19 protein-coding genes and 1 riboswitch are annotated in these 25805 nt (G+C 49.8%); of the genes, 17 read left to right on the top strand and 2 right to left on the bottom strand.

Annotated features, from left to right (window positions below; all coding sequences use genetic code 11):
- The first annotated feature begins 9 nt into the window (after positions 1–9).
- Positions 10–161: riboswitch (SAM riboswitch) on the top strand.
- Between the two features lie 118 nt (positions 162–279).
- Genes metK through H8876_RS10210 form a run of 3 tightly spaced genes read left to right on the top strand, consistent with a single transcriptional unit; the run spans position 280 to position 3779 of the window.
- Positions 280–1473, top strand: a complete 1194-nt coding sequence (gene metK / locus H8876_RS03480) for a methionine adenosyltransferase (protein WP_249286546.1) — start codon at positions 280–282, stop codon at positions 1471–1473.
- A 1-nt stretch (position 1474) separates the two neighbouring features.
- Positions 1475–2791: an aspartate kinase gene (locus H8876_RS03475; RefSeq protein WP_249286545.1), complete on the top strand. Its 1317-nt coding sequence runs from the start codon at positions 1475–1477 to the stop codon at positions 2789–2791.
- Between the two features lie 19 nt (positions 2792–2810).
- Positions 2811–3779 carry a response regulator transcription factor gene (locus tag H8876_RS10210; RefSeq protein ID WP_249286544.1) on the top strand — a complete coding sequence of 323 codons (969 nt, stop codon included), beginning with the start codon at positions 2811–2813 and terminating at the stop codon, positions 3777–3779.
- Here H8876_RS10210 and H8876_RS03465 read toward each other — a convergent pair.
- The gene (locus H8876_RS03465; protein ID WP_249286543.1) at positions 3776–4084 is read right to left on the bottom strand and encodes a TM2 domain-containing protein; all 309 of its coding nucleotides are present in this window, start codon (positions 4082–4084) and stop codon (positions 3776–3778) included. The genes H8876_RS10210 and H8876_RS03465 overlap by 4 nt on opposite strands.
- A 277-nt stretch (positions 4085–4361) precedes the next feature.
- Here H8876_RS03465 and H8876_RS03460 point away from each other — a divergent pair, with 277 nt between their 5' ends.
- The 14 genes from H8876_RS03460 (at position 4362) to H8876_RS03395 (ending at position 24900) form a co-directional block, all read left to right on the top strand.
- Positions 4362–5633: an HlyC/CorC family transporter gene (locus H8876_RS03460; RefSeq protein WP_249286542.1), complete on the top strand. Its 1272-nt coding sequence runs from the start codon at positions 4362–4364 to the stop codon at positions 5631–5633.
- Positions 5634–5654: 21 nt separating this feature from the next.
- Positions 5655–8408: a preprotein translocase subunit SecA gene (gene secA, locus H8876_RS03455; RefSeq protein WP_249286541.1), complete on the top strand. Its 2754-nt coding sequence runs from the start codon at positions 5655–5657 to the stop codon at positions 8406–8408.
- 51 nt (positions 8409–8459) lie between these two features.
- A protein-coding gene (gene prfB / locus H8876_RS03450; protein ID WP_417493189.1) for a peptide chain release factor 2 occupies positions 8460–9543 on the top strand; the annotation gives its coding sequence in 2 pieces (ribosomal slippage) (positions 8460–8522 and positions 8524–9543; 1083 coding nt in all).
- 18 nt (positions 9544–9561) lie between these two features.
- Positions 9562–11829, top strand: a complete 2268-nt coding sequence (locus H8876_RS03445) for a Tex family protein (protein WP_249286539.1) — start codon at positions 9562–9564, stop codon at positions 11827–11829.
- Between the two features lie 182 nt (positions 11830–12011).
- A complete protein-coding gene (locus tag H8876_RS03440) occupies positions 12012–13169 on the top strand; it encodes a sodium ion-translocating decarboxylase subunit beta (protein ID WP_249286538.1) in 1158 nt (385 codons plus the stop codon).
- Between the two features lie 112 nt (positions 13170–13281).
- On the top strand, positions 13282–13926 hold the full coding sequence (locus H8876_RS03435) for an HAD family hydrolase (RefSeq protein ID WP_249286537.1): 645 nt from the start codon (positions 13282–13284) through the stop codon (positions 13924–13926).
- Positions 13927–14467: 541 nt separating this feature from the next.
- On the top strand, positions 14468–15454 hold the full coding sequence (locus tag H8876_RS03430) for a 3-oxoacyl-ACP synthase III family protein (protein ID WP_249286536.1): 987 nt from the start codon (positions 14468–14470) through the stop codon (positions 15452–15454).
- 27 nt (positions 15455–15481) lie between these two features.
- The gene (gene fabK, locus H8876_RS03425) at positions 15482–16435 is read left to right on the top strand and encodes an enoyl-[acyl-carrier-protein] reductase FabK (protein WP_249286535.1); all 954 of its coding nucleotides are present in this window, start codon (positions 15482–15484) and stop codon (positions 16433–16435) included.
- The gene (locus H8876_RS03420) at positions 16392–17372 is read left to right on the top strand and encodes an ACP S-malonyltransferase (protein WP_177264710.1); all 981 of its coding nucleotides are present in this window, start codon (positions 16392–16394) and stop codon (positions 17370–17372) included. Before fabK ends, H8876_RS03420 begins: the two co-directional genes overlap by 44 nt.
- A gap of 18 nt (positions 17373–17390) precedes the next feature.
- Complete coding sequence (fabG, locus tag H8876_RS03415) at positions 17391–18134, top strand: 3-oxoacyl-[acyl-carrier-protein] reductase (protein ID WP_249286534.1); 744 nt, start codon at positions 17391–17393, stop codon at positions 18132–18134.
- A 60-nt stretch (positions 18135–18194) separates the two neighbouring features.
- Positions 18195–19427 (top strand): beta-ketoacyl-ACP synthase II, encoded by a 1233-nt coding sequence (fabF, locus tag H8876_RS03410; protein ID WP_249286533.1) that lies wholly within the window; start codon positions 18195–18197, stop codon positions 19425–19427.
- Positions 19428–19500: 73 nt separating this feature from the next.
- The gene (gene fabZ, locus H8876_RS03405) at positions 19501–19926 is read left to right on the top strand and encodes a 3-hydroxyacyl-ACP dehydratase FabZ (RefSeq protein ID WP_249286532.1); all 426 of its coding nucleotides are present in this window, start codon (positions 19501–19503) and stop codon (positions 19924–19926) included.
- 12 nt (positions 19927–19938) lie between these two features.
- Positions 19939–21411 carry a nitronate monooxygenase gene (locus H8876_RS03400; protein WP_249286531.1) on the top strand — a complete coding sequence of 491 codons (1473 nt, stop codon included), beginning with the start codon at positions 19939–19941 and terminating at the stop codon, positions 21409–21411.
- Between the two features lie 9 nt (positions 21412–21420).
- Positions 21421–24900, top strand: coding sequence for a PD-(D/E)XK nuclease family protein (locus H8876_RS03395; RefSeq protein WP_249286530.1), 3480 nt, complete (start codon positions 21421–21423; stop codon positions 24898–24900).
- Positions 24901–24962: 62 nt separating this feature from the next.
- Here H8876_RS03395 and H8876_RS03390 read toward each other — a convergent pair whose 3' ends face one another.
- Complete coding sequence (locus H8876_RS03390; protein WP_249286529.1) at positions 24963–25646, bottom strand: TetR/AcrR family transcriptional regulator; 684 nt, start codon at positions 25644–25646, stop codon at positions 24963–24965.
- Positions 25647–25805 lie beyond the last annotated feature (159 nt).

Genomic DNA, 25805 nt, shown 5'->3' with positions numbered 1-25805 from the left:
TTATAAAACTCCTCATTGAGAGTGGCGGAGGGAATAGGCCCGAAGAAACCCGGCAACCTTGTGCGCAGAATACTGCCGGCGCATATCCTACAGGGACAGCGTTGAAACACGGAAGGTGCTAAATCCTACAGGACAGAAAGACCTGTTCTGAAAAATGAGGAACGATAACAGAAACCTATGCCTCTTTCTGTTTCAGGAAAGAGGTTTTTCATTGTTCCACACAAATACGGATTTTATGAATCGAAAGAAAGTTTTAGTGTGTATCACAGGAGGTATGAAATGAAGAGATTTTTCACATCGGAATCCGTAACAGAAGGACATCCGGACAAGATCTGTGACCAGATCTCAGATGCTATCGTTGATGCGATCATGGCGGAGGATCCGCAGGGTCGTGTGGCAGCAGAAACAACAGTGAATACAGGATATGCTATGATCATGGGAGAAATCAGCACGAGATGCTATATCGATATCCAGAAACTGGCGCGAAAAGTGATCTGTGACATTGGATACGACCGGACAGAATACGGCTATGACGGCAATGTCTGTGCGATCCTGACAGCTATAGACGAGCAGTCTTCCGATATCGCCATGGGTGTTGATAAAGCGCTGGAATATAAGGAGGGCACATTGAACGATGAAAGCGATCCGCTGGAAGAGACCGGTGCAGGAGACCAGGGACTTATGTTTGGTTTTGCCTGCAATGAAACGCCGGAATACATGCCGATGCCGATCGCGCTGGCACATAAACTGGCCAGAAGACTGACTGAGGTGAGAAAAAACGGGACACTGAAATATCTTCGCCCTGACGGAAAGACACAGGTCACTGTAGAATACGATGACGATAAAGTTGCCCGTATCGATACGATCGTCGTTTCCACACAGCACGATCCGGACGTAGAACTGTCCCAGATCAGGGAAGATTTGATCGAGCACGTGATCAAACCGGTAGTGGACGATAAACTGCTGGATAAAGAGACCAGATATTTTATCAATCCGACAGGACGTTTTGTGATCGGAGGACCGCACGGTGACTCCGGACTGACAGGAAGAAAGATCATTGTCGATACATACGGCGGTTATGCGCGTCACGGCGGCGGAGCATTCAGCGGCAAGGATCCTACAAAGGTAGACCGCTCTGCAACATATGCGGCAAGATACGTTGCCAAGAACCTGGTGGCAGCAGGACTGGCTGATAAATGCGAGATACAGATCGCTTATGCCATCGGCGTTGCCAGACCGGTGTCCATCCTTGTGGATTCCTTTGGCACAGGCAGGCTGCCGGATGAGAAGTTGTCAGAACTGGTAGAAAAGCATTTTGATCTGCGGCCTGCAGCGATCATTCGTGATCTGGATCTGAGAAGACCGATCTATCGACAGGTGGCAGCATACGGACACTTCGGGCGTACCGACATCGAGGTGCCGTGGGAGCAGCTTGATAAAGTGGACGCTCTGAGAAAGGAGATTCAGGAATAAAATGGGTGTTAAAGTAGCAAAATTTGGAGGCTCTTCTGTAGCAGATGCGCTGCAGATCGGAAAAATAAAAAATATAATCGAAAATGACCCGGATATCCACTACGTTGTGGTTTCTGCTCCGGGCAAGCGATTTTCGGATGACAGCAAGGTGACGGATCTGCTGTATCTCTGCAAAGCGCACATCGAGCATAATCTGCCGTATCAGCAGATTTTTCAGGTGATCTGCGACCGTTTCATGGCGGTAGAAGTAAACCTGGGTGTGAATGTGGGATTAAAAGAAGCATTTGAAGAAATCCGCAAGAATCTGGAAGCTGGAGCTTCCGCAGATTATATCGCAAGCCGCGGCGAACATCTCAACGCGATGCTGATCGCCGCTTATCTGGGATTTGATTTTGTTGATTCTTCCCGCATCGTCCGCTTTGATGAAAAAGGAAGATTCATGGAAGATCTGACCAACAAGGAGATCGCAGAAGAACTGAAGCATCATGAAAGAGCTGTTATTCCGGGATTCTACGGTGCGAAAGTGGACGGTACCATTAAGACGTTCTCCCGTGGGGGCTCTGATATTACAGGAGCGCTGGTGGCAAGAGCTGTTGGTGCAGATGTTTATGAAAACTGGACAGATGTATCAGGATTCCTGATGGCGGATCCGAGGATCGTCAAGGATCCGAAACCCATCAGCACAGTTTCCTATAAAGAACTGAGAGAGCTTTCCTACATGGGAGCATCGGTCCTTCATGAGGATGCGATCTATCCGGCTCGTATCGCTAATATCCCGATCAATATCAGAAACACCAACGAACCGGAAAATCCGGGAACGATGATCACTTCGGAACCGGCTAAGCTGGAAGAAGGACAGATCATCGCAGGGATCGCCGGAAGCAAGGACTTTACCGTAATCACCATGTACAAGGCACTGCTCAGCAGTGAACGTGGATTTATCCGTAAAATGTCCGGCGTACTGGAAGATTTCGATATTCCGATCGAGCATATCCCAAGCGGCGTGGATACGCTGTCAGTCGTTATTTCAAACAAGCAGCTGGGCGGAAAGCTGGAAGATATACTGGATGAATTCGAACGTCAGCTGAAACCTGATCATATGGAAGTTTCCGATGATATCGCTCTGATCGCTACGGTAGGTGCCGGCATGTCGCTGCGTACAGGAGTTTCTGCAAAGCTCTTTACAGCATTGGCTGAGAAAAAGGTCAATATTCGCATGATCGACCAGGGATCCAGCGAGATGAATATCATCGTTGGAGTTGAGAACAAAGACTTTGAGAAAGCCATTCGAGCGATTTACGGAGCCTTTGTTTCCTAACGGAAATGGGGAGGTCAAAGTGTTAAAAGAATTGATTTTGATCTGCTACCTGCTTTGCATCATACTCTGCGTGTCAGGGCTGACCATTGCAATGCTGGTAAATCGAAAAAATAAAAAAGGGATCAGTAAAAACCTGGCTTTTTTCCTGATGGGGATCCTGGTGATCTGCTGCTACGACATGGCGATCTATTACAGTGACTATGTGCTGGGGATATTCAGCAATTTAAAAGTCCTGAGGATCGGAAGCTGTCTGATAGCAGGAACGCTGTATCTGTGGACGGATCTGCAGGATCGGATCATCAAAAGAGAGGCGCTGTCCATGCTGGATAAGCTGGTAAAACGGTATCAGCTTTTTTACATGGTGCTCTGGCTTGTGCTGACATTTACCATGAGCATCGAGCAGTTCTATGCTTTCAAATGGCTGCTGCTTGCTACGGATATTATGCTGATCATAGCTTCGATCACGGTCTGCGTGGGACATATCATCTATGCTTCCACAGCAGGCAAAAAGGAAGCTTTGTATTATATCATCAGTGTGACCACGATGGTGATCTGGAACTATATTTCCTATTTTTGGGGAGAAACATCTGTATACTGGGGCAACAGCAAGTTTATCAGGGAACCGCTGGATCTTACGGTCGTGCTCTGGCTGGGTATCAGCCTTGTGACCATGTTCTACGAGTATAAGATGGATTTCGTTCCGGAGTTTTTCAATAAAGAACCAGAGGAAGAAAAACACAAAAAAAATCTGCAGGAACGGATCGATGAGGTTTGCGTGGAATATAAGCTGACACCGCGGGAAAAAGAGTTCATTGAACTGATTTACAGCGGTAAAAGCAATAAGGAGATCGCAGAGATCCTGTTCCTGTCAGAAAGTACTGTTAAAACACATATTTATAATATTTTCAGAAAGATGAATGTAAAGAGCCGAGTCGGCGTAATTTACATCGTAAACGAAGAAAACGAAGATGAATTGCCGCGGCACTAAGCAGTTGCGGCAATTATTTTTTTATAATTCGTTTCTTTTGTCATGATCACGCTGTAACCCAGGTCAGCGATCCACCACACGCCGAACGTCAGAAGGCACAGCAGAAGCTTGCAGGCGAAGACGCTTACACCGCCCTGATACAGTCTGTCAATGCCGATGATACCGAGAAAAATAGATAAAACCAGAGCTACAACAGGGTTTTTAAAGGAAACCTTGTTCTGCAGCTGGCTGTCATTTTCCATAAGTGTCTGTACTTCTTCCACGTGCTCTTTTCCTATGTATTTTGCAAGAGTATTTGCATCCATTCTATTTAGTCCTCCTTCAAATGGTGTCTAATGATTGATGTAGCAATTCTATCAAAGAAAACGAAAGACGTAACTCCGTCAATAGTCGTATTTATGCAGAGACAATATACGAAAAAAGGGTGAAACCGTCTAGTACTATAAGTATTAGACCCTTATTTTTTCAAGGGAAAGCGGTCTAATCCTGTATTCAGTGTTTCTTTTTATGGAAGAATCAGGTATACTTATAGGATACTGATTTAAAAGAATCAAAAGGGCATACAGGGAGGAAAGGGTTTTTATGAGCAGTCAAATGGCTTTAGATATTGTTGTCGTGGTAGTTCTGATCTCGTTTTCGGCATACTTCTCAGCAACGGAGACCGCATTTACTTCGGCGAACCGGATCCGAATGAAGAACATGGCCGGGGATGGAAACAAAAAAGCGGAGCGGGTGCTGCGCCTGCTTTCGGATTACGACAAGCTTCTTACGACGATCCTGGTGGGCAACAATATCGTGAATATCGGTGTTACGGCATTCGTTACCGTGATCTGTGTCGATTTATTCGGTGCAAAGGGACCGACCATCGCCACGCTTTTCGTAGCGGTAGTCGTGCTGCTCTTCGGAGAAATCACGCCGAAGAGTGTCGCAAAGGAAAAGGCAGAGAATTTTTCTATGGTATCTGCTCCGTTTATCACTTTTCTGACGACGATTTTAACACCTGTTAACTTTCTCTTCACAAAATGGAAACAATTCATTGCTAAAATATTTAAGTTCCATGAAAATGAAGGGATCAGTGAAGATGAACTGATGATCATGGTGGAAGAAGCGGAAGAAGGCGGAAGTCTTTCCAGAGAACACGGCAAGCTGATCGAAAATGCAATAGCGTTCGATCACTTGACAGCAGAAGACGTTATGACACCAAGACCGAAGATCGAAGCAGTTGAGATCGACTGCCCGCTGGATGAGCTGGCAGGGATTTTCCGCAGGACGGGACTTTCGCGGCTTCCGGTGTATGAGGAAGATATCGACAAGATCATCGGTGTGATCAATCAGAAAGATTTTCATAACTATCTGGCATGGACGGGCAAGAATCTGTCAGATTACGTGATGCCGGTGGCTTTCGTCAGCACGACGATGCGTGTTTCGGATCTTTTGCGTAAAATGCAGCAGATGAAGATCCATATGGCTGTCGTGATCGATGAGTACGGCGGGACGGAGGGCCTGGTGACCATGGAGGATATCATAGAAGAGCTGGTCGGTGAGATCTTCGACGAACACGATGTGGTGATATCTCAGGATATCATGCCGCTGCAGAACGGCAGCTTCCGAATCAAGGGAGAAGCCAATATCAGCAAGGTATTCGACTATTTCGATATAGAAGAGGAAGTTCAGGAAGCTAATACAGTCAACGGCTGGGTAGTGATGCAGCTTGACCGGCTTCCGCGTAAAGGCGACCAGTTTGAAACGATCGTGGATGGAAAACGACTGTCTGTTAAGGTGACGAAAGCAGATGATAGACGGGCGAAAGAAATAAATTTGATGGTAGAGGAACTGCAGGAGGAAGACCTGTGATTCCAGAAAGGGGAACGATAGATGAGTCTTATGGAAAAAATCTTTGGAGACCTGAATGAAAAGGAAGTAAAAAAAGTCTCCAAAATCGCGGACAAGGTCATGGCCTATGATGAAGAATATCAGAAGCTGACAGACCAGGAGCTGCGGGACAAGACACAAGAGTTTAAAAAACGGATCCAGGAAGGTGAAACACTGGACGCACTGCTGCCGGAGGCCTTTGCAGTATGCAGAGAGGGCGCATGGCGGAGCCTGGGGATGAAGCACTTCTATGTGCAGGTCATCGGCGGGATCGTACTTCATCAGGGCAGGATCTCGGAAATGAAAACCGGTGAAGGTAAAACACTGGTGGCAACGCTGCCGGCTTACCTCAACGCACTGGAAGGAAAAGGCGTTCACGTCGTTACGGTCAACGATTATCTGGCGAAGCGTGATATGGAATGGATGGGAAAGCTCTATACGTTCCTGGGGCTTACAGTAGGCTGTGTGATCCACGGCATCACCGAGGAAGAGCGGCGTGCGGCGTACAACGCAGACATCACTTATGGAACCAACAACGAATATGGATTTGATTACCTGAGAGACAACATGGTGATCTACAAGGAAGACATGATGCAGCGGGAACTGAACTACGCCATCATCGACGAAGTGGACTCCATCCTCATCGATGAAGCCAGAACACCGCTGATCATTTCCGGTAAAGGTGACAAGTCCACGGATATGTACACCAAGGCGGATGGCTTCGTTCGGACGTTGAAAAAGGATGATGACTTTACTGTAGAAGAAAAGGACAAACAGATCTCTTTGACGGAAGACGGAGTAGCCAAGTGTGAAGCTTACTTCAACGTAGAGAACTTTTCCGATCCGGAAAACATGGAAATCAACCATCACGTGCTGCAGGCACTGAAAGCGCGTAACATGATGAAGCGGGACGTGGATTACATCGTAAGAGACGGTGAGGTAATCATCATCGATGAATTTACCGGTCGTATGATGTTCGGAAGACGCTACAGCGACGGACTGCATCAGGCCATCGAAGCCAAGGAACATGTACTGGTACGCTCGGAGTCAAAAACCCTGGCGACTATTACTTTGCAGAATTATTTTCGTATGTACCAGAAACTGTCCGGCATGACCGGTACGGCAAAAACGGAAGAAGGAGAATTCCGGGACATCTACAACATGGACGTCGTGGTGATCCCGACCAATAAGCCGATTGCCCGTAATGATCTGAAGGATGCTGTTTATGCGACGGAGCATGGCAAGTACAAGTCGATCGTAGATGCAGTGGAATCGGCTCACAAAAAAGGACAGCCGGTGCTGGTAGGTACCATTTCTATCGAAAAGTCCGAGCTGATCGCAACTATGCTCCGCAAACGGGGCATTAAGGATTTTAATATCTTAAATGCAAAGCATCATGAAAAGGAAGCGCAGATCATCGCACAGGCAGGTCGTCTTGGAGCGATCACGATCGCTACCAACATGGCGGGAAGAGGTACCGACATCATTCTGGGCGGCAACCCGGAATTTGAAGCCAAGAAAGCTATGGAGCAGGAAGGCTATGATGAGGATGCTATCGCTTTTGCAACCAGCTTCGTACAGAGCGAAGACAAAGAGCTTTTGCAGGCACGTAAACGGTTTAATGAGCTTCACGAGCAGTTCAAGGAAGAACGCCGGGAAGAGCAGGCGCAGGTGCGGGAGCTTGGCGGATTGTTTATCGTTGGTACAGAACGTCATGAATCAAGACGTATCGACAACCAGCTGAGAGGTCGTTCCGGAAGACAGGGAGACCCGGGCCAGACCCAGTTCTGCATTTCCATGGAAGACGATTTGATGCGTCTGTTTGGCGGCGACAGGATGCAGGCGATCGTACAGCGTCTTGGTGTGGAAGAAGATGAAGCGATCGAATCCGGTGTGGTGACGCGGCAGATCGAAAATGCACAGAAGAAAGTGGAAGGCAAGAACTTCTCCATTCGTAAATACGTACTGCAGTACGATAACGTTATGAACAAGCAGCGTGAGATCATATACGGAGAACGTAAAAAAGTACTGTTCGGTGAGGATCTGACGGAAGATCTGGAAGCTATGACCCATGAACTGATCGACAATGTGACCGATCCTGTCGTGATGGCTTCGAAATATCCGGAAGAATGGGATTTCGAAAGCCTGAACAAAGGACTGAAAAAGATCGCACCGGCCTTTGAAGATCTGGTATTTGATGAAGAAACGCTGGCTGACATGGACGCCGAGAGCCTGAAAGCAGGCCTTTACGAGGACTTTGCAGATCTCTATAAAGCCAAAGAAGAGGAGATCGGAGCGGACAAGCTGAGAGAAGTAGAGCGGATGATCCTGATCCGTGTCGTAGATAATAAGTGGATGGATCACATCGACGCCATGGATCAGTTAAAGAGTGGAATCGGTCTGCGTGGACTGGGCGGACAGGATCCTGCTGCTGCCTATGCGCAGGAAGGCTTCGATATGTTCGAAATGATGATCAACGGCATCAAGGAAGAGTTCGTCAAGTTCTGCTACAATGTTACGGTGCAGACCACGACGCAGCGTAAGAACGTTCTGGGATCGGGGGAAGGTCGCAAGGACGAGTATGAGGACAAGCCGATGGAGGCAGGCGGACAGCAGGTCCCTGATCAGGCTGCAGTGCCGAAGCGGGAACATAAACAGGAAACCGTTCGCAGAGACGCACCGAAGGTTGGCAGAAACGATCCGTGTCCATGTGGAAGCGGCAAGAAATACAAGCACTGCTGCGGCAGAAATCAGTAGGCGCCTGCGCAGACTGAAGCATAAGATAGAAACAGAAAAGGATGTGAATGTATGCAGATCGATGAGATCAAGGCACAGCTGCCTGCTTTGCAGAGCATGCTGAAAGAGGCAGGTGAGTCCCTTTGACCCGGCTGGGTTAAAGGAAAAGCTGACCTCCATTGAAGAGGAAATGAACAAGCCGGGCTTTTGGGATGATCCCGAGAGTGCGCAGAAGTATATGAAAGAAAAGAAGTCCATCGAAGGCAAGCTGGGAGAGCTGGATCATCTTGGTTCGCAGCTTGAGGATCTGGAAGTCCTCGTGGAAATGGCAGAGGAAGAACCGGATGAATCCCTGACGGAGGAGGCGGCAGGATCCTGCAAAGAAATTTCCGATGCGCTGGAAGCTCTGAAGCTCAGGACTTTGCTGGACGGTAAATATGATCAGAACAATGCCATCGTCTCCGTTCATGCGGGAGCAGGCGGAACGGACGCTCAGGACTGGGCAGAAATGCTGTTCCGCATGTACACCAGATGGTGCGAGAAAAAAGGATATAAATCGAAGCTGATCGATATGCAGGAAGATACAGAGGGCGGTATCAAGAGTGCGACTCTGCTGGTGGAAGGAGAAAACGCTTACGGATATCTGAAAAATGAGAAGGGTGTTCACCGGCTGGTGCGTATTTCGCCATTTGATTCTTCCGGCAGAAGACACACATCGTTCGCATCGCTGGATGTGATCCCGGAAATCGATGAGGATCTGGATGTGGAGATCGATCCGGATGATCTGAGGATCGATACGTTCCGTTCCAGCGGGGCAGGCGGTCAGCACGTCAACAAGACGGATTCGGCTATCCGGATCACCCACCTGCCGACCAATATCGTGGTGACGTGCCAGAACGAACGATCCCAGCACCAGAACAAGGATACAGCGATGAAACTGCTGAAATCCAAGCTGCTGGAACTGAAAGAGCAGGAGCATAAAGAAAGTCTGGATGAACTGAAGGGTGATTATAGCCAGATCACCTGGGGAAGCCAGATCCGTTCGTATGTTTTCCATCCATACACCATGGTCAAGGATCATCGAACGGGTGCCGAAGTCGGCAATGTCAACGCCGTGATGGACGGCGACCTGGATTACTTTATCAATGAAAACTGAAGCAGAAGGAGTAGGCATATGAATATCATTGAAGTGCTCGCAAAAGAATTTGGGCTGAAGCAGTCGCAGGTGGAGCAGACGGTCAATCTGATCGACGAAGGCAACACCATCCCATTCATCGCTCGTTACAGAAAGGAAGCGACCGGCGGACTTTCCGACGTGGTGCTCCGTGATCTGGACGAACGGCTGACATACCTTCGAAATCTGGAGGAGAGAAAAGAAGAGGTCATCCGCCTCATCGAAGAGCAGGACAAGCTGACCGATGAACTGGCGAAAGAGATCCGCAAGGCTGAAGTTTTGCAGCGCGTGGAAGACCTTTATAAACCATACAAAAAGAAGAAGGCGACCCGTGCCTCCAAGGCCAGAGAAAAGGGTCTGGCGCCTCTGGCGGAGATCCTTTGGGCACAGAAGGAAGAGTCCGGAAGCCCGCTGGATGCTGCAAAGGATTTTGCAGACGCGGACAAAGGCGTGGAGTCGGCGGAGGAAGCTTTGCAGGGAGCATGCGATATCATCGCGGAACGTATTTCCGATGATCCGGAACTGACGGCAGCTGTCCGGGAGAAAACGGAGCATACCGGGATCATCCGCACAGAAGCAGTGGACAGCGAAGAAAAGACTGTGTACGAAATGTATTACGATCACAGCGAAGGGATCGATAAGATCCCGAATCACCGGATCCTGGCCATAAACCGCGGAGAAAAAGAAAAGAAGCTGAAAGTCAAGGTAGTGACCGATGCGGAGAAGATGGAAAACCTTCTGTCGGGCAGCATTATTACTAACGAAAAGTCGATCTATAAAGAACTTCTCGGCGATACCGTTGCAGATGCCTACAAGCGTCTGATGGCACCGTCTGCGGAGCGTGAAATGCGTAATATGCTGACGGAACGGGCAGAAAAAGAAGCGGTCAAGGTCTTTGCAAAGAACACAGAAAAGCTGCTGATGGTGCCACCGGTAAAGGGAGCACGGATCATCAGCATCGACCCGGGATACCGGACTGGCTGCAAAGTGGCTGTCCTCAATGAAACAGGAAAGCTGCTTGCTTATACGACGGTATTTCCGACGGAACCGAAAAAAGATATAAAAGGAACGGAAGCCGTGCTGAAAAAGCTGGCAGAAAAGTTCCGCATCAATACCATCGTCATCGGCAACGGGACGGCGTCCCGCGAAACGGAAGAAGTAGTGGCGGAGTTCATTCGCAAGAGCGGGCTCGATATCCATTACACCATCGTCAATGAAGCGGGAGCATCGGTGTACTCGGCGTCCAAGCTGGCGACGGAAGAATACCCGGATCTGGATGTAACGGTGCGTGGAGCCATGTCGCTGGGACGCCGTCTTCAGGATCCGCTGGCAGAGCTGGTGAAGATCCCGACCAAAAGCATCGGTGTGGGGCAGTACCAGCACGACATAAACCAGGGGCTTTTAGAAAGTGCCCTGGATCATGTAGTGGAAGACTGTGTAAACAGAGTCGGAGTCGATCTTAATACGGCATCTCCGTCGCTGCTTGCTCATGTGGCAGGCATCAACATGGGGATCGCTCGCAACATCGTGGCATACAGGGAAGAAAACGGTGTGTTCAAAGATCGAAAAGAACTGAAGAAGGTCGCCAAGCTCGGAGAAAAAACCTTTAATCAGTGCGCAGGATTTATGCGGATCTCGGACGGGAAGAATCCGCTGGACAGCACATCGGTACATCCGGAATCGTACAAGGCTGCAGAAGCCATGCTGGAGAAGCTGGGCATCGACAAGGCTCAGCTGGGACGCGGCGGCGTTGCAGAACTGGATGACAGGATCTGGGATCATTACGGGGAAACTGCAAAGAAGGAACAGCCTAAGACGCGTGCCAAGGGTCTTGGCGCGCTGGCGCAGTTGACAGCACAAGATAAGAAACCAAAACGTAACATGAAAAAAGCTGTGGAGAAGATGGCACAGGAGCTGGAAATCGGTGTACCGACTTTGACGGATATCATAGAAGAAGTGAAAAAACCGGGTCGCGATCCGCGTGAGGATGCTCCGGCAGTAATCTTCCGAAACGATGTGCGATCTTTTGACGACCTGAAAGTGGACATGGAACTGGAAGGGACAGTTCGAAATGTAGTGGATTTTGGAGCATTTGTAGACATCGGTGTAAAGAACGATGGTCTGGTGCATATTTCCGAAATGAGCAGCAAATATATCAAGCATCCGATGGATGTAGTATCGGTCGGTGATACGGTCAAAGTTCGGATCATTAAGATCGATCCTGAAAAACAGAAGATCGGGCTTTCCATGCGCATGAACAAGTCTTAGCAAAAATGGCTGCAGGACTTGCGGATACTGGACGGACGGTGTCCGGGAGCACAAGGGAAAAAGGGCTTTGTATACAGTATTTATAAAATACATACTTGTATTGGAATTGGAGATATGTTAAGATTTCTTCGGTGACGTTAATTGGCGTCATTATGTCGTTTAAGGAAAAGGAGAGACACAATATGGGAGCCATATTAGATTCGTTTGTGAACCTGTGGCATGATACAGGAATCGCGAACTTCAACTATCAAAACGGAATAATGATCATTGTATCGTTCATTTTCTTATACCTGGCAATTCGTAGAGGCTTTGAACCATTGCTTCTCGTACCGATCGCCTTTGGTATGCTGCTCTCGAATCTGCCGGTAACCGGTATCTTCATTGAGCATTTCGAACTGACAAGCTCTGATCAGCTGTCGGATGCAGGGGTACTGACGGTATTTTATCTGATGAAGCCGATCCTGCCGTCCCTGATATTCCTGGGAGTTGGTTCCATGACCGACTTCGGACCGCTGATCGCAAACCCGAAATCATTGATCATGGGTGCGGCTGCGCAGTTCGGTATATTCTTCGCATTTTTCGCAGCTATCGCTCTTGGCTTCAATGCACAGGAGGCTGCTTCCATCGGTATCATCGGTGGTGCTGACGGCCCGACAGCGATTTATCTGACAAGTAAACTGGCAGATCACCTGTTAGGACCTATCGCAGTAGCTGCTTACTCTTATATGGCTCTGGTTCCTGTAATCCAGCCGCCGATCATGAAGGCGCTGACTACGGAACACGAAAGACAGATCAAGATGGAACAGCTGAGAGTCGTATCTCAGAGAGAGAAGATCCTGTTCCCGATCGCTGTAACTACAGTAGTAGTTCTGCTTCTGCCGTCTGCAGCTCCGCTGGTTGGTATGCTGATGCTGGGCAACCTGTTCAAGGAATGCGGCAGAACTGGCAGACTGGCTGACACAGCTGGAAACGCTCTGATGAACATCCTGGTAATCCTGCTGGGTACCTGCGTTGGAGCATCTGCAACAGGACAGACTTTTATCACAGCTTCCACACTGAAGATCGTAGTACTGGGTGTCTGCGCATTCGCAGTAGGTACGGCTGGTGGTGTTCTGATCGCTAAGCTGATGAACGTTCTGACTGGCGGTAAGATCAACCCGCTGATCGGTTCCGCAGGTGTATCTGCAGTACCGATGGCAGCTCGTGTATCCCAGATCGAAGGACAGAAAGCAAATCCGTCAAACTTCCTGCTGATGCATGCTATGGGACCTAACGTAGCAGGTGTAATCGGTTCGGCAGTTGCGGCATCGGTAATGCTGTCTATGTTCGGTGGATATTAAACCGAAATAATAGTTTTGTGTAAATTGAAATCTCTAAAATCATTTTTATACACCACGAAAATCGAGTGTTCTTCGGAACACTCGATTTTTCCATATAGAACAGGAGCGTTATATGAAAAGATTTGATACAGTATTGTTTGATTTTGATGGAACGATAATGAATACCAACGAGGTGATCCTTCGCTCATGGCAGCATACATTTCAGACCATAGAGCATCGTGATGAGGATGTGGCGAAGATCATAAAGACATTTGGGGAACCGCTGGAAGTGACGATGAAAAAATTCTTCCCGGATGTGCCAGTAGATGAGGCTGTTGAGATTTACAGAAGCTATCATCGTGACAATTTTGGTGATCTGATTACGGTGTTTCCCGGCATGAAAAATCTTTTGCGCCAGGTAAAGGAACGCGGTGAAAAGACCGGTCTTGTGACATCAAGACTGGCTTATACGACCAAGCAGGGACTGGAGAAATATGATTTAAAAGACTACTTTGATGTGGTGGTCACAGCGGAAGATACGAAAAAACACAAGCCGGATCCGGAACCGGTCAATATCGCTTTGAAAAAACTTCATTCCCTGCCGGGGAATTCCATTATGCTTGGAGATACCATGTTCGATATCCTCTGTGCGAAAAACGCCGGCGTTACATCTGTACTGGTAGGATGGTCGTTGGCGTTAAAGTCAGGAGACGACTTCGGAGAAGATGCGCCGGATCATGTGATTCGGAAGGCAGCGGAACTGCTGGAGCTGCTTTAGCCGTAAACTGGCAGAAATCGTATTATGATATAAGATAAGGAAATCATGAATTCCCAGATCGTGAAAAAAGAGAGCTTGATTTGGATTTTTTGTTGCTTGAGAGCTACGCTCCCATTCATGAATTCCCATTTTGAAAAATAGAACAGCAAGATGGGAACTGTTTTGCAACTTATTTACAGTACAGAGAAAGAGAGTTCCCAAACAAATAGTTTTTATGTGGTTTTAGGCATTATAATAACCGCAGCAGATTGATTTTGTAATATTTGCAGCGTGGAACTTCCCATATGGTCTTAAAAAAATCAAACCTGGGAATTCATAGTCCAAAAAAATATCGGCGTTGAGCGACTAGTTCCCAGTTGGAACAGATAATTTCCAATCTGGGAATTCATAATACTTCGCATCATATCTCGCATCCTGTCCGTGCAGCACCCGGCGGTACGTTCCAGATTCGGGTGTATTGACTTTTTAATAGAAGTGCGGTATTATATAAATACTTTGACAATCAAAGTATTTGAAATCAAAACAAATAGAAAGGGCAACCATGGGAATTAAAATCATCGGCACAGGGAAATACCTGCCGGAAAAAGTTATTACCAATGAAGATATCTCGCAGCACGTGGATACCAGTCACGAATGGATCCTAGATCGAACCGGGATCGAACAGCGAAGGATCGCAACGACAGAAAGCTCGCTGGACATGGCGGCGGCTGCTGCGGAGCAGGCTTTGCAGGGAATCGATAAGGATTCCATCGGCCTTGTTGTTGTAGCAACTATCACGCCGGACAACATCACCCCGAGCATGGCCGCAATGGTGAAGAAAGAGCTGGGACTGGAACGTGCCATCGCTTTTGACATCAATGCAGCGTGCAGTGGATTCGTATACGGGCTTTGGATCGCAGAGTCACTCATGAATACAGCACTTTCTCAGTATAGCAAGGATGGAGCCCCAAAACGGGCGCTGGTCATTGGAACGGAACGACTGACGAGAGTTACCAACTGGGAGGACAGGGAAACCTGCATCCTCTTTGGGGACGGAGCAGGGGCGGCCGTACTGGAAAGCGATGAAAACGAACGGGGTATATTAAGTACATATATTAAGAACTACGATGATGTGAAAGGTGCGATCAAGTGTAAGGCCAATTACATCAACCCTCCTTTCTGGGAGGATGACCTGACACCGCAGCCCCTTTTCATGAAAGGGCGGGCAGTCTTCAAGTTCGCAGTGAACGCTATCGATGAAGTAACGAAGGGGGCACTGGAAGAAGCAGGTCTGACCTGCGATGATGTAGACTGGTTCGTGCTTCACCAGGCTAACGGCAGGATCATCCAGGCGGCGGCACAGAAACTTGGTCAGCCGATCGAGAAATTTCAGATCAGTATCCAGGACGGGGGAAATGTTTCCTCCGCAACAGTCCCGATGGCATTATATGATCTGAATTTAACCCAAAAGATGAAAAAAGGTGATATAATAGCGTTAGTAGGTTTTGGCGGCGGGCTTTGTGCAGCCGCGGCAATTATAGAATGGTAATACCGGTAATAGTAACAGGAGGTAATTATGATCAATGTTTGTGAGATCTTAGGAACGGAGTATCCCATCATCCAGGGAGCTATGGCACGGATCGCAGAATGTAATCTGGCGGCTGCTGTAAGCAATGGCGGGGGCCTTGGCATTATCGCATCCGGTGGCGAAAGCGCTGACTGGCTGAGGGATCAGATCGCGAAAGTAAGAGAGATGACAGACAAGCCTTTTGGCGTAAATATCATGCTTCTGGCGGATAATGTGGAGGAACTGATCGATGTCGTATGCGAAGAAAAAGTACCGGTGGTAACGACAGGAGCAGGAAATCCGGGAAAATACATTGCTAAAATGAAGGAGGCAGGCATCAAGGTCGTACCTGTAGTAGCGAATCTGGCACTGGCGACGAGAGTAGAAAGAGCCGGCGCAGATGCAGTTGTGGCAGAAGGAACAGAAGCAGGCGGACATATCGGTGAGACGACTACCATGGCATTAGTTCCGCAGATGGTGGATGCGCTTGATATCCCGGTTATCGCAGCCGGCGGTATCGCAGATGGAAGAGGGATCGCAGCAGCATATATGCTGGGAGCACAGGGCGTTCAGGTAGGAACCCGGTTCCTGGTGGCCAACGAATGTATCGTGGCACAGGGGTACAAGGATGCCATCATCAAAGCAAAGGACTCCTCCACGGTAGCAACAGGCCGGAGCACGGGACATCCGGTGCGTATCATAAAAAACAAACTGGCTAGAAAGATCCTTTCTCTGGAAAAACAGAATGCTCCGGAAGAAGAAATCAATCAGTTATGTACGGGAACACTGGCAGCCGCTGTGCGGGACGGAGATTCCGACAACGGCAACATCATGTCGGGACAGATCGCAGGTCTGGTGAAAAAGGAACAGCCTGCAGCAGAGATCATAGAAGAGATGTTCAAGGAGGTAGAAGAGATTTATGAAGATAGGAATCGTATTTGCAGGGCAGGGCGCACAGTATAGCGGTATGGGAAAGGATCTGTATGATTCTTACCCGCAGGCAAAAGAAATTTTCGATCTGGCGGGAGACCAGATCAAGGAATGGTGTTTCGAGGGCGATGCGGAGACTTTAAAACAGACTCACGTGACACAGCCGACAATCTACACTGTAAGCATGGCAGCCTATAAAGCGCTGCTGGCAGAACTGGAAAAGAACGGGCTTTCCGACAAGCTGGAGATCGATGCAGTAGCTGGATTCAGCCTGGGAGAATACTCTGCACTGACGGCTGCAGGGGTGATACCGAAGATCAGCGAAGGCGTAGAGATCGTAGCACAGAGAGGAACTCTGATGCAGGAGGCTGGACGTGATGAAGACGGCAACGCCAAGGGAACCATGGCGGCAGCACTGGGTAAAAGGGAAAAGATCCTGGATCTGGTGGAGCAGGCAAGAGAAGATGGTATCCTGGAAGGCGTAAACTTCAACTCTCCGAAGCAGACTGTCGTAGCCGGAGACAAGGCAGCTGTAGCACGCTTTGCAGAACTGGCGAAAGAAAACAGGATCAAAGCGATCCCCCTCAGCGTCAGCACGGCATTTCACAGCCCTATGATGATCCCGGCTGCAGAAAAGCTGAAGGACGTATTGCGTCAGGCAGAACTGAAAATGCCGGAAATCACCGTATATGCCGATGTGACTGCTGACGACATCATGAAAGATTATGATGGCGGAGATCTGAAAGACTATCTGGTGGAAATCATGGCGAAACAGGCTATGAGCCCGGTTTACTGGGAGGAGATCATCAGAAGATTCGAGGCAGACGGCGTAAAAGCTATCATTGAAGTCGGTCCGGGAACGACTCTTTCCGGATTGACGAAAAAAACGTGTAAGGAAATCGCTGCGCTCAACGTGGAGAACGTGGAAACTTTGCAGGAAACTATCGCGCAGTTGAAAGAACTGGTTTAAGAAAGAGAAGGTAGAGATATGTTACAGGGAAAAACAGCGGTCATTACAGGTGGAGTAAGAGGAATCGGCAAGTGCATCGCAGAGACGTTCTGTAAGAATGGCGCCAATGTGATCATCTGTGATATCAGCAGCCCGGAAGCAGCAGCTAAGACGGAAGAAGAATTAAAAGCATATGGCACGAGAGTGCGGATGTACAACGGCGATATCACTGATCCGCAGACAGCGGAAAACATCGCCCAGATCATCAAGGACGAGTTCGATAAAAAAGTGGATATCCTTGTAAACAATGCAGGGATCACCAATGACAAGCTGATGATCAAGATGAAGCCGGAAGAATTCACTAAAGTGATCGATGTAAACCTCAATGGTGCATTCTATATGACGAAAGCTATTTCTGCGCTGATGATCAAACAGAGAAGCGGATCCATCATCAGCATGTCTTCCGTATCAGGCCTTAAGGGAAATCCGGCACAGGTCAACTACAGTGCGTCCAAGGCAGGTCTGGTAGGTATGACTCTTTCCGCTGCGAAGGAACTGGGCAGAAGAGGTATCCGTGTAAACGGCATTGCGCCGGGATTCGTAGAAACGGATATGACGGCCGTTCTGACCGATGAACAGAAGAGCCATGCAGCTCAGAATATCAGCATGCAGAGACTGGGACAGCCGCAGGATATCGCCAATACAGCACTGTATCTGGCATCTGATCTCAGCACATATGTAACAGGACAGATCATTGCCGTAGACGGCGGACTGATCATGTAAAAATTGACCGTTTAAGAGATGAGAGAGACAAAAACGAGTATTTGGGGAGGAAAAAATCAAATGGAAAAGAGAGTAGTTGTGACCGGGATCGGCGTGGTATCTCCGGTTGGAAATAATGTGGACGCCATGTGGGAGTCTATCAAGGCTGGAAAGCACGGTATCGCGGAGATCACCAGATTCGATCTGGAAGGTCACAAGGTGACGCTGGCTGCGGAAGTCAAGGATTTCGATTTTGGCGACAAGAGAGCTGCCAGGAGACTGGATATCGCAGACCAGTATGCGCTGGCAGCTGCCAGAGAAGCTGTTGAAGACAGTGGGATCGTCAGCGGCGAAAACGTGGATCCGGATCGTTTCGGCATATACGGAGGCACGGGTATCGGCGGCATTTCCACCATGGAACATGAAGTAGAAAAGTGCGTGAAGAAGGGCAATCTGGCCAGAGCATCCGCACTGCTGGTCCCGATGATGATGCCTAATGCGATCGCAGGGAATATCTCCATGGAATTCAATGCGAAAGGCGTCAGCTTCGGTATCGTTTCTGCATGTGCAGCAGGTACGCACAATATAGGAGAAGCTTACAGAAATATCAAGCACGGATATAACGACGTTGTTATGGCAGGCGGTGCAGAATCCGTTCTGGCTCCGGTATCCTTCTCCGGCTTTGCCAATATGACAGCCATGAACACGACAACAGATCCGGACAGAGCTTCCATCCCGTTCGACGTGGAACGAAGCGGATTCATCCTGGGCGAGGGCGCAGGATTCCTGATCCTGGAAGAACTGGAACACGCTAAAAACAGAGGTGCTAAGATCTACGGTGAAATCGTAGGATACGGTGCCACCTCCGATGCATATCACATCACGTCGCCGGATCCGGAGGGTGAAGGTGCTGCAAAGGCCATTCACATGGCCATCGAGGATGCCGGCATCACGCCGGACGATATCGATTACATCAATGCACACGGCACAGGCACGCCGTACAACGATGCCTTTGAAACGATCGCTATCAAGAAAGTGTTCGGAGATGACACCAAGGTTCCGGTAAGTTCCACAAAGAGCATGACAGGTCACCTGCTGGGTGCAGCCGGCGGTCTGGAAGCTGTGATCTGCACAAAGGTACTGACCGAGGGATTCATCCCGCCGACAGTAGGTCTTCAGAAGCCGGATCCGGAACTGGATCTGGACTATGTACCGAATGAGGGAAGAGAAGCAGACGTGAAATATGTTCTGTCCAACTCCCTGGGATTCGGCGGACACAACGGAACGCTGATCATGAAGAAATACGAAGACTAGTAACAGATTTGCAGGCAGACCGCGGGCTTGTGCTGCGGTCTGCTTTTATAGATAAGAGAAGGAGAACAACATCATGCTGATGAACAGAGAACAGATCAAGGAAGTGCTCCCGCACAGAGAGCCGTTCCTTCTGGTAGATGAAGTGGAAGAAATGGAAGTGGGCAAATCCATCGTTGCGAAGAAATATGTGACGGAAGACGAATATTATTTCCAGGGGCACTTTCCGGGAAGACCGATCATGCCGGGCGTGCTGATCGTGGAATCCCTGGCGCAGGCCGGCGGGATCACCGTACTTTCTCTTCCGGAAAACAAAGGCAAGCTGGCTGTCTTCGCATCCATCAAGAATGCCAAGTTCAAGAGACAGGTGGTTCCGGGAGACGTTCTGACTTTGAAAGTGAGGATGGAACGTCTGCGTAAAACGGCAGGAACAGGCCTGGCGGAAGCTTATGTAGGGGATGAACTGGCATGCAAGTGCGAGATCATGTTCGCCTTTGATTAGGAGTCTGATTTCGTGGATAAAGATCTCAATAAGATACATGCCTTGATGAGACAGCTTTTCGGTCTTGTTCATCGACTGGAGGATGAAGCGATCAAAGCTTCTGAGTTCAGCGATCTTTCCAGAGCGGAGATCAGTGCCATCATGGCCATCGGGACAGGACGTCCTAAGACCATGACTCACGTGGCCAACATTTTAGAAATCAATGTCAGTACGCTGACCACTACCATCAATAAGCTGGTGAAAAAGGGGTACGTCGAGCGCCTGCGGGACGATAAAGATCGGCGTATAGTCAAGATCGGGCTTAGTGAAAAAGGTATTGCAGCAGCAACGGAGCGGGATTCCTTCATGGGAGAACTGCTTCGTGGTGCTGTGGAGCAGGTGGAGCCTGACAAATTACGATATTTTATATCGGCTATAGACAATATCAACCAGTATTTCATGGCGAAAAGCAGTATGTCTTATCTGAAAACCACGCCTTTCGCGCTGGAACCTCTGCAGCTGGGAAAGAGAGACCTTCCCGTTCCTATCGTGCAGGCCGGCATGAGTCTGGGCATCGCAGGTCCGAAGCTGGCATCCGCGGTAGCAGAAGAAGGCGGACTGGGACTGATCGGCGCTTCGGATATCGGCTGGCAGAGAGAGGACTTCGCCCGGGATCGCATGGAAGCCAATGTGAAAGCTTTGCAGGAGAAAGTGGCAGAAGCACTGAAGCGAAGAAAGAAACGTTCCGGCAAGGGTCTGATCGGCGTCAGCGTGCTGTGGGGAAATCCTGCGGCGCGTGAATACGTGAAGGCTGCTGCAAAGAGCGGTGCAGAGGTTATCGTGGCCAGCGGACTGCCGACAGATCTGCCCAAGTATTGTACGGATAAAAATATCGCACTGATCCCGGTGGTATCCTCGCGCAGAGGCGCGGCTGCGATCGTGCGCAACTGGACGCAGAAATACAACCGGGTCCCGGATGCCTTTATTTTGCAGGGGCCTTTTGCTGCAGGACTTCTTGGATTCAAGGAGGAGCAGCTGGACCGGGCAGAGCAGGAATGGGGCAGGATCATCTCGGATGTCAAATCAGAGGCGTCCAAGCTGGAGAATTGTCCGCTGCTGGTGGGCGGAGGCATCTACCGCAGGGAAGATGCGGAATTCGTTTACAAGTACGGTGCTGACGGGATCCTGATGGGGACAAGGTTCGTCGTAACGGAAGAATGCGATGCTCCCGACGGATACAAGCAGTTGTATTTGAACTGTCGTAAAAATGATGTTACAATAATCAGAAGCCCGATGAAAACATCGGTGCGGACGATGAGAACCGCCTTTTCAGAAAGAATCGCGGAAGATGGAGAGGATCCTTATGACCTCTTCGAGGCAGTGCGGCACAGTGTGGCAGGCGACCCGGACAGCGGGCTGGTATTCTGCAGCGAAAATGCCGGACTGGCGGATAAGATCGATACCGTAAAAGATGTTTTCCGGGAGTTTACCACGCAGAAAAAGTGAGGAAAACCGATGCTGAACATTTATTACGGCGGCGAGAACATCGAAAAAGAAAAATTCATATTTGAACACATAAAAGGCAGATCTCTGCTGCTTGTACCGGATCAATTTTCCCTGCAGGCAGAAAGAGACGCCTTTTTTTATCTTGATAAAACCGGCTTGATGGATCTGGCGGTGGTGGACTTCTCGGCGCTGGGACATAAGATCCTAAAAGAAGCCGGCGGCCCGGTGCCGCCGCTTATCGATAAATACGGCAGGCATATGCTGCTGACACGGATCCTGGAGGAAAGCGACGACGCACTGAAGATCTACAAAGGCGTCCGCGGAAAGAATTCCTTTGTAGAGCGGGTCAATATGCTGATCTCGGAGATGAAGCGCTCGGAGGTGAGCGTGGACATGCTGCGGGAGGTGTCGGAATCTCTGGAAGATTCCAGTTTCCTCAAGTACAAGCTGAAGGACATCGTGACCCTGTTTTCTCTGTACGAGGAAGCCATCGCAGGCAAGTATCTGGATTCGGAGGACTATATTACATTCTACGGCGACAAAATGCTGGGCTCATCGCTGGTAGCGGCCAGTGATGTGTGGGTGTACGGGTTCGACACCTTTACGCCGAAGAATATGCTGGTGCTGGAGCGGATCCTCAAGACGGCACGCAGTCTGAACATCGTTATGACATGGGAGGATCCTGCAAAGACTCCTCCGGAGCGTTCTGCAAAGGACGATGCTGGGGATCCGTCGCAGTCCGGCGATGCTGCATGGTCCGGCGATGCGGGCTTTCTGGCAGCGGACGACCGGGAGGATTTGTTTTCTTTGACGGGTTTCGTGATCCGGACGCTTACGGAGATGGCGGAGGATCTCAACGAAGAAGTGACGTGTCAGGCGATAACGGGATCTGGGAGGGATAACCTTTGGAGCAAGACTCTGCGGGAATTTTCGGTGAGTCCGGAAGACTCTTTGCAGGAAAAAGACCCTCGGATCACCGCTGTGTGCACATCCAACATATACGCGGAGGCAGACCGGGCAGCAGCGTATATTTTGCAGCTGGTGCGGGAGCACGGATACCGGTTTGGTGATATCGTCGTTGTGTGCAATGATACGGGACTTCGGAGCGGTGTGATCCGCAGGACTTTCGTGCGCTGGGGGATCCCGGTGTTCATCGATCAGAAGCGAAAGGTGATCCAGCATCCGGTGGTTGGATTTTTGCTGTCGCTTTTGGAAATCATCGGAAATGGTTACAGAGATAGTGCTGTGATGCAACTGATCAAAGCAGGCTTTCTCGGATTGGCTGAAGAGGAACAGGATGCGCTTGAAAACTACGTGCAGCAGTTTAAGATCAGAGGAACTCTGTGGAAAAAGCCGTTCTCGCGTATGGGAGATAATTATACGGCAGAAGACCTGAACCGATTCAATGAACTGCGTGAACAGGTGGTGTCTGTCATCGAGACTGCACGGGATCGCATTGGAAAGTATAATACAGCAGGAGAAAAGATCAGGGGTCTTTATGGATTTCTGGCTGATGATTTCATGATGGAAGATCGGATCGAAGCTATGGCGAAGGCACAGCAGGAGGCTGGTTTCCTGGATGGCGCAGCGGAGACTGGGCAGAGCTGGAATGTGATCTGTCGTATTTTCGATCAGATCGTGGAAACGGTAGGAGAAGAACGGCTTTCGGGCAGGGCTCTGCGACAGATCGTAGAAGCGGGACTTGCCGAAATGGAGATCGGGATCGTTCCGGTAAATCCGGATAGTGTTCTGGTGGGGACCATGCAGCGAACCAGGGTCGGCAGGGTGAAAGCCCTGCTGGTGCTTGGCGCCAACGAAGGACTGCTGCCTTTGCAGAAAACAGACGAGGGGCTTCTGAGCGAGCGGGAAAAGGCTGTGCTGGAAGAGATGGATCTGGAGTTTTCCAGGACGGAGGACATGGTAAAGCAGGAGGAGCGGCTGGCTATTTACAGGACGTTGTCGCAGCCGGAGGAGCGGCTTTATGTCAGCTGCAGCCGGATCGATGAGACCGGGGGAGAGCTGCGGCCGTCTGCCGTGTTTCGGGAGCTGGAGAATTTCCTGCAAAGCCGTGCTGAGTCGGATGATTCGGTCGTCCTGGGAGATCTGGAGGACGGTGAAGTCACGGAGATCGCTGTTTCGCCGAAGGGAGCCATATCCTACTTGACCGATGCGTTCCGTGAGTATCTTGAGGATGGTAAACTGGATGAAGACTGGCTTTATGCCGGACTGTGGTTCGGCAGCCATGAACCGGAAGAAATGGAGAGGATCCGTCGCGGCATGGAGTTTGACAACGAGCAGAATGCTCTGGGAGGACAGCTGGCGGATGCTCTGTATAGAGGCGACCGGCGTGCTATAGAGGCCAGTGCGTCGCGTCTGGAAAAGTACAGCGGTTGTCCGTTTGCTCATTTTATCAGCTATGGACTGCGTCCGGAGGATCTGAGAGTATTTGAAATGGGGCCGCGGGAAATCGGCGATATTTACCATGAATGTATCATGAAGCTTTCTCAGCGGCTGACGGCTGGTGAAGACTCTTTTCAGGGTCTGGATGCTGTGCCGATCGCCATCACCGATCATGATTCCCGCTGGATGAAGATCACGCAGGAAGAATGCAGGGAGGAGATCAGAAGGATCCTGCAGGAGGAAACCGGTACTTATAGAGAAGGATTGCTGTCATCAGGACGAAATGAATCCTACCGGACGGAGCGGATCGTGGATATCTGCAGTCGTGTGGCCTGGGCGATGATCGGACAGGTGAGAAGAGGCAGGATCCGGGAGATGTATTTTGAGCAGCCTTTTGCACGAGGGGCGGAGCTGGCACCGATCCGCGTCAATGCCGGGGAGCATGAGGTGCTGATCAAAGGGAAAATCGACCGGATGGATGTGCTGGATCTGCCGGAATCGGCGGTACGGATCATCGACTATAAGACCGGCGGGGATGCGGTGGACGTGGAGCAGATCCGCAGCGGCTACAAGCTGCAGCTGATGCTGTATCTCAAAGCGGCGACACAGAACCGGGGAATGCAGCCGGCAGGTGTCTTCCTGTTCAAGATCCGGGAGATCGACGCCGATGCGGATGCCAGAACGGTCGTGCCGGGAGAAGCTGCTGCATCGGAACGGATGGAGGACGCCTATAAGCTGGAAGGGATCGTGCTGGATGATATGGACATGATCGATTCCATGGATACAGAAATAGGCGGAGCATCGAAGGTGCTCCCGATCAAATACGTGAAAAAGAACGGATCGTATTCCGGCTCTTCCGGCGGATATCTGTTCAGCCGCGAAGAATTTGATGAGCTTTCTGCACAGGTGGATCAGCAGGTAGAGCGGATCTGCCGGGAGATCAGCAACGGAAAGATCGACATCCGGCCTAAGAAAGAGACGAAAAAAGACATGGAGGGGAATTACAGAACCTCCTGCAAATACTGCTCCTACAAGAGCATCTGCATGTTCGACACGGCCTTTCCGGGATGCCGGTATGAACGGGTTTAAATGGAATATGACAAAAAAGGAAGCAATCCTGCTGGCAGGATCAGCTTCCTTTTTTGTTAGCTTTATACAGATGCGAACTGATTCTTTGCACGCCGGATCATGTCATCGATCATGTTTGCCGCGATGGTTCTAAGATCCATGTTGAGGATGGAGGAGATGATGTCCAGCTGCTGTCCGGAAGGGACGTGGTACAGCGTCAGGTTGCAGCTGAGATAACGGGAGAGCTTGTCCTCCATGGTAAAGTAAAAATCGCAGGGTCTGGCCATAAAGCTGCGGGTGATGCCGGAGGAGGCCAGATCCATTTCGTAAAAGTCCTTTGACGTGGCGTCCGGCAGAAAGTCCGCAAAGAGCTTCTGCAGCTTTTTTGCAGTTTGTGTAATAATGTATTCTGCTGTGGTCGGCAGGGTGTAGGCGGTGACGTACAGCTCGCGCAGCGGTTCGGAAAGCTCTGTGATGTGAAGCTGCAGGGCGGTCTCCACGCTGTAGAGAAATACCGGGTCGCCCTTGTCCGGCAGCAGAGCATCGCTCTGGAGGAACTGGGCTTCATACATATTCTCCACCAGCCGCAGCAGCAGTGCCTCCTTGTTTTCAAAGGCCGCGAAGAAGGACGAGGCCGATAGCCCGGCCGCCTTCGCGATGGATGCGGTGGATGTTTTTTCGTATCCGTTTTTCAGAAACAGCTCGATGGCGGCAGACAGCATTTTCTCTTCCCGAATGATCCCCTTTTTTTGTATTCCTCTCGGCATATCATAATCCTTTCTCAAGCGCGCAGATGGCGCATACCCTCCTATAATTGACCGAACTTTTGAGTGCACTCAATTATATCATAAAATATAGGGAGACGCAATTGTAGCGAGGAGGGATACTGTGATAAAATACGTCTTGTATGAAAAATCTATCGGGGG

Source organism: Lentihominibacter faecis (assembly GCF_014306095.1).
In the GTDB taxonomy this organism is placed as follows: domain Bacteria; phylum Bacillota; class Clostridia; order Peptostreptococcales; family Anaerovoracaceae; genus Lentihominibacter; species Lentihominibacter faecis.
Note: the sequence above shows the minus strand (reverse complement) of the source record. Positions and strands in the feature narration are given on the sequence as shown.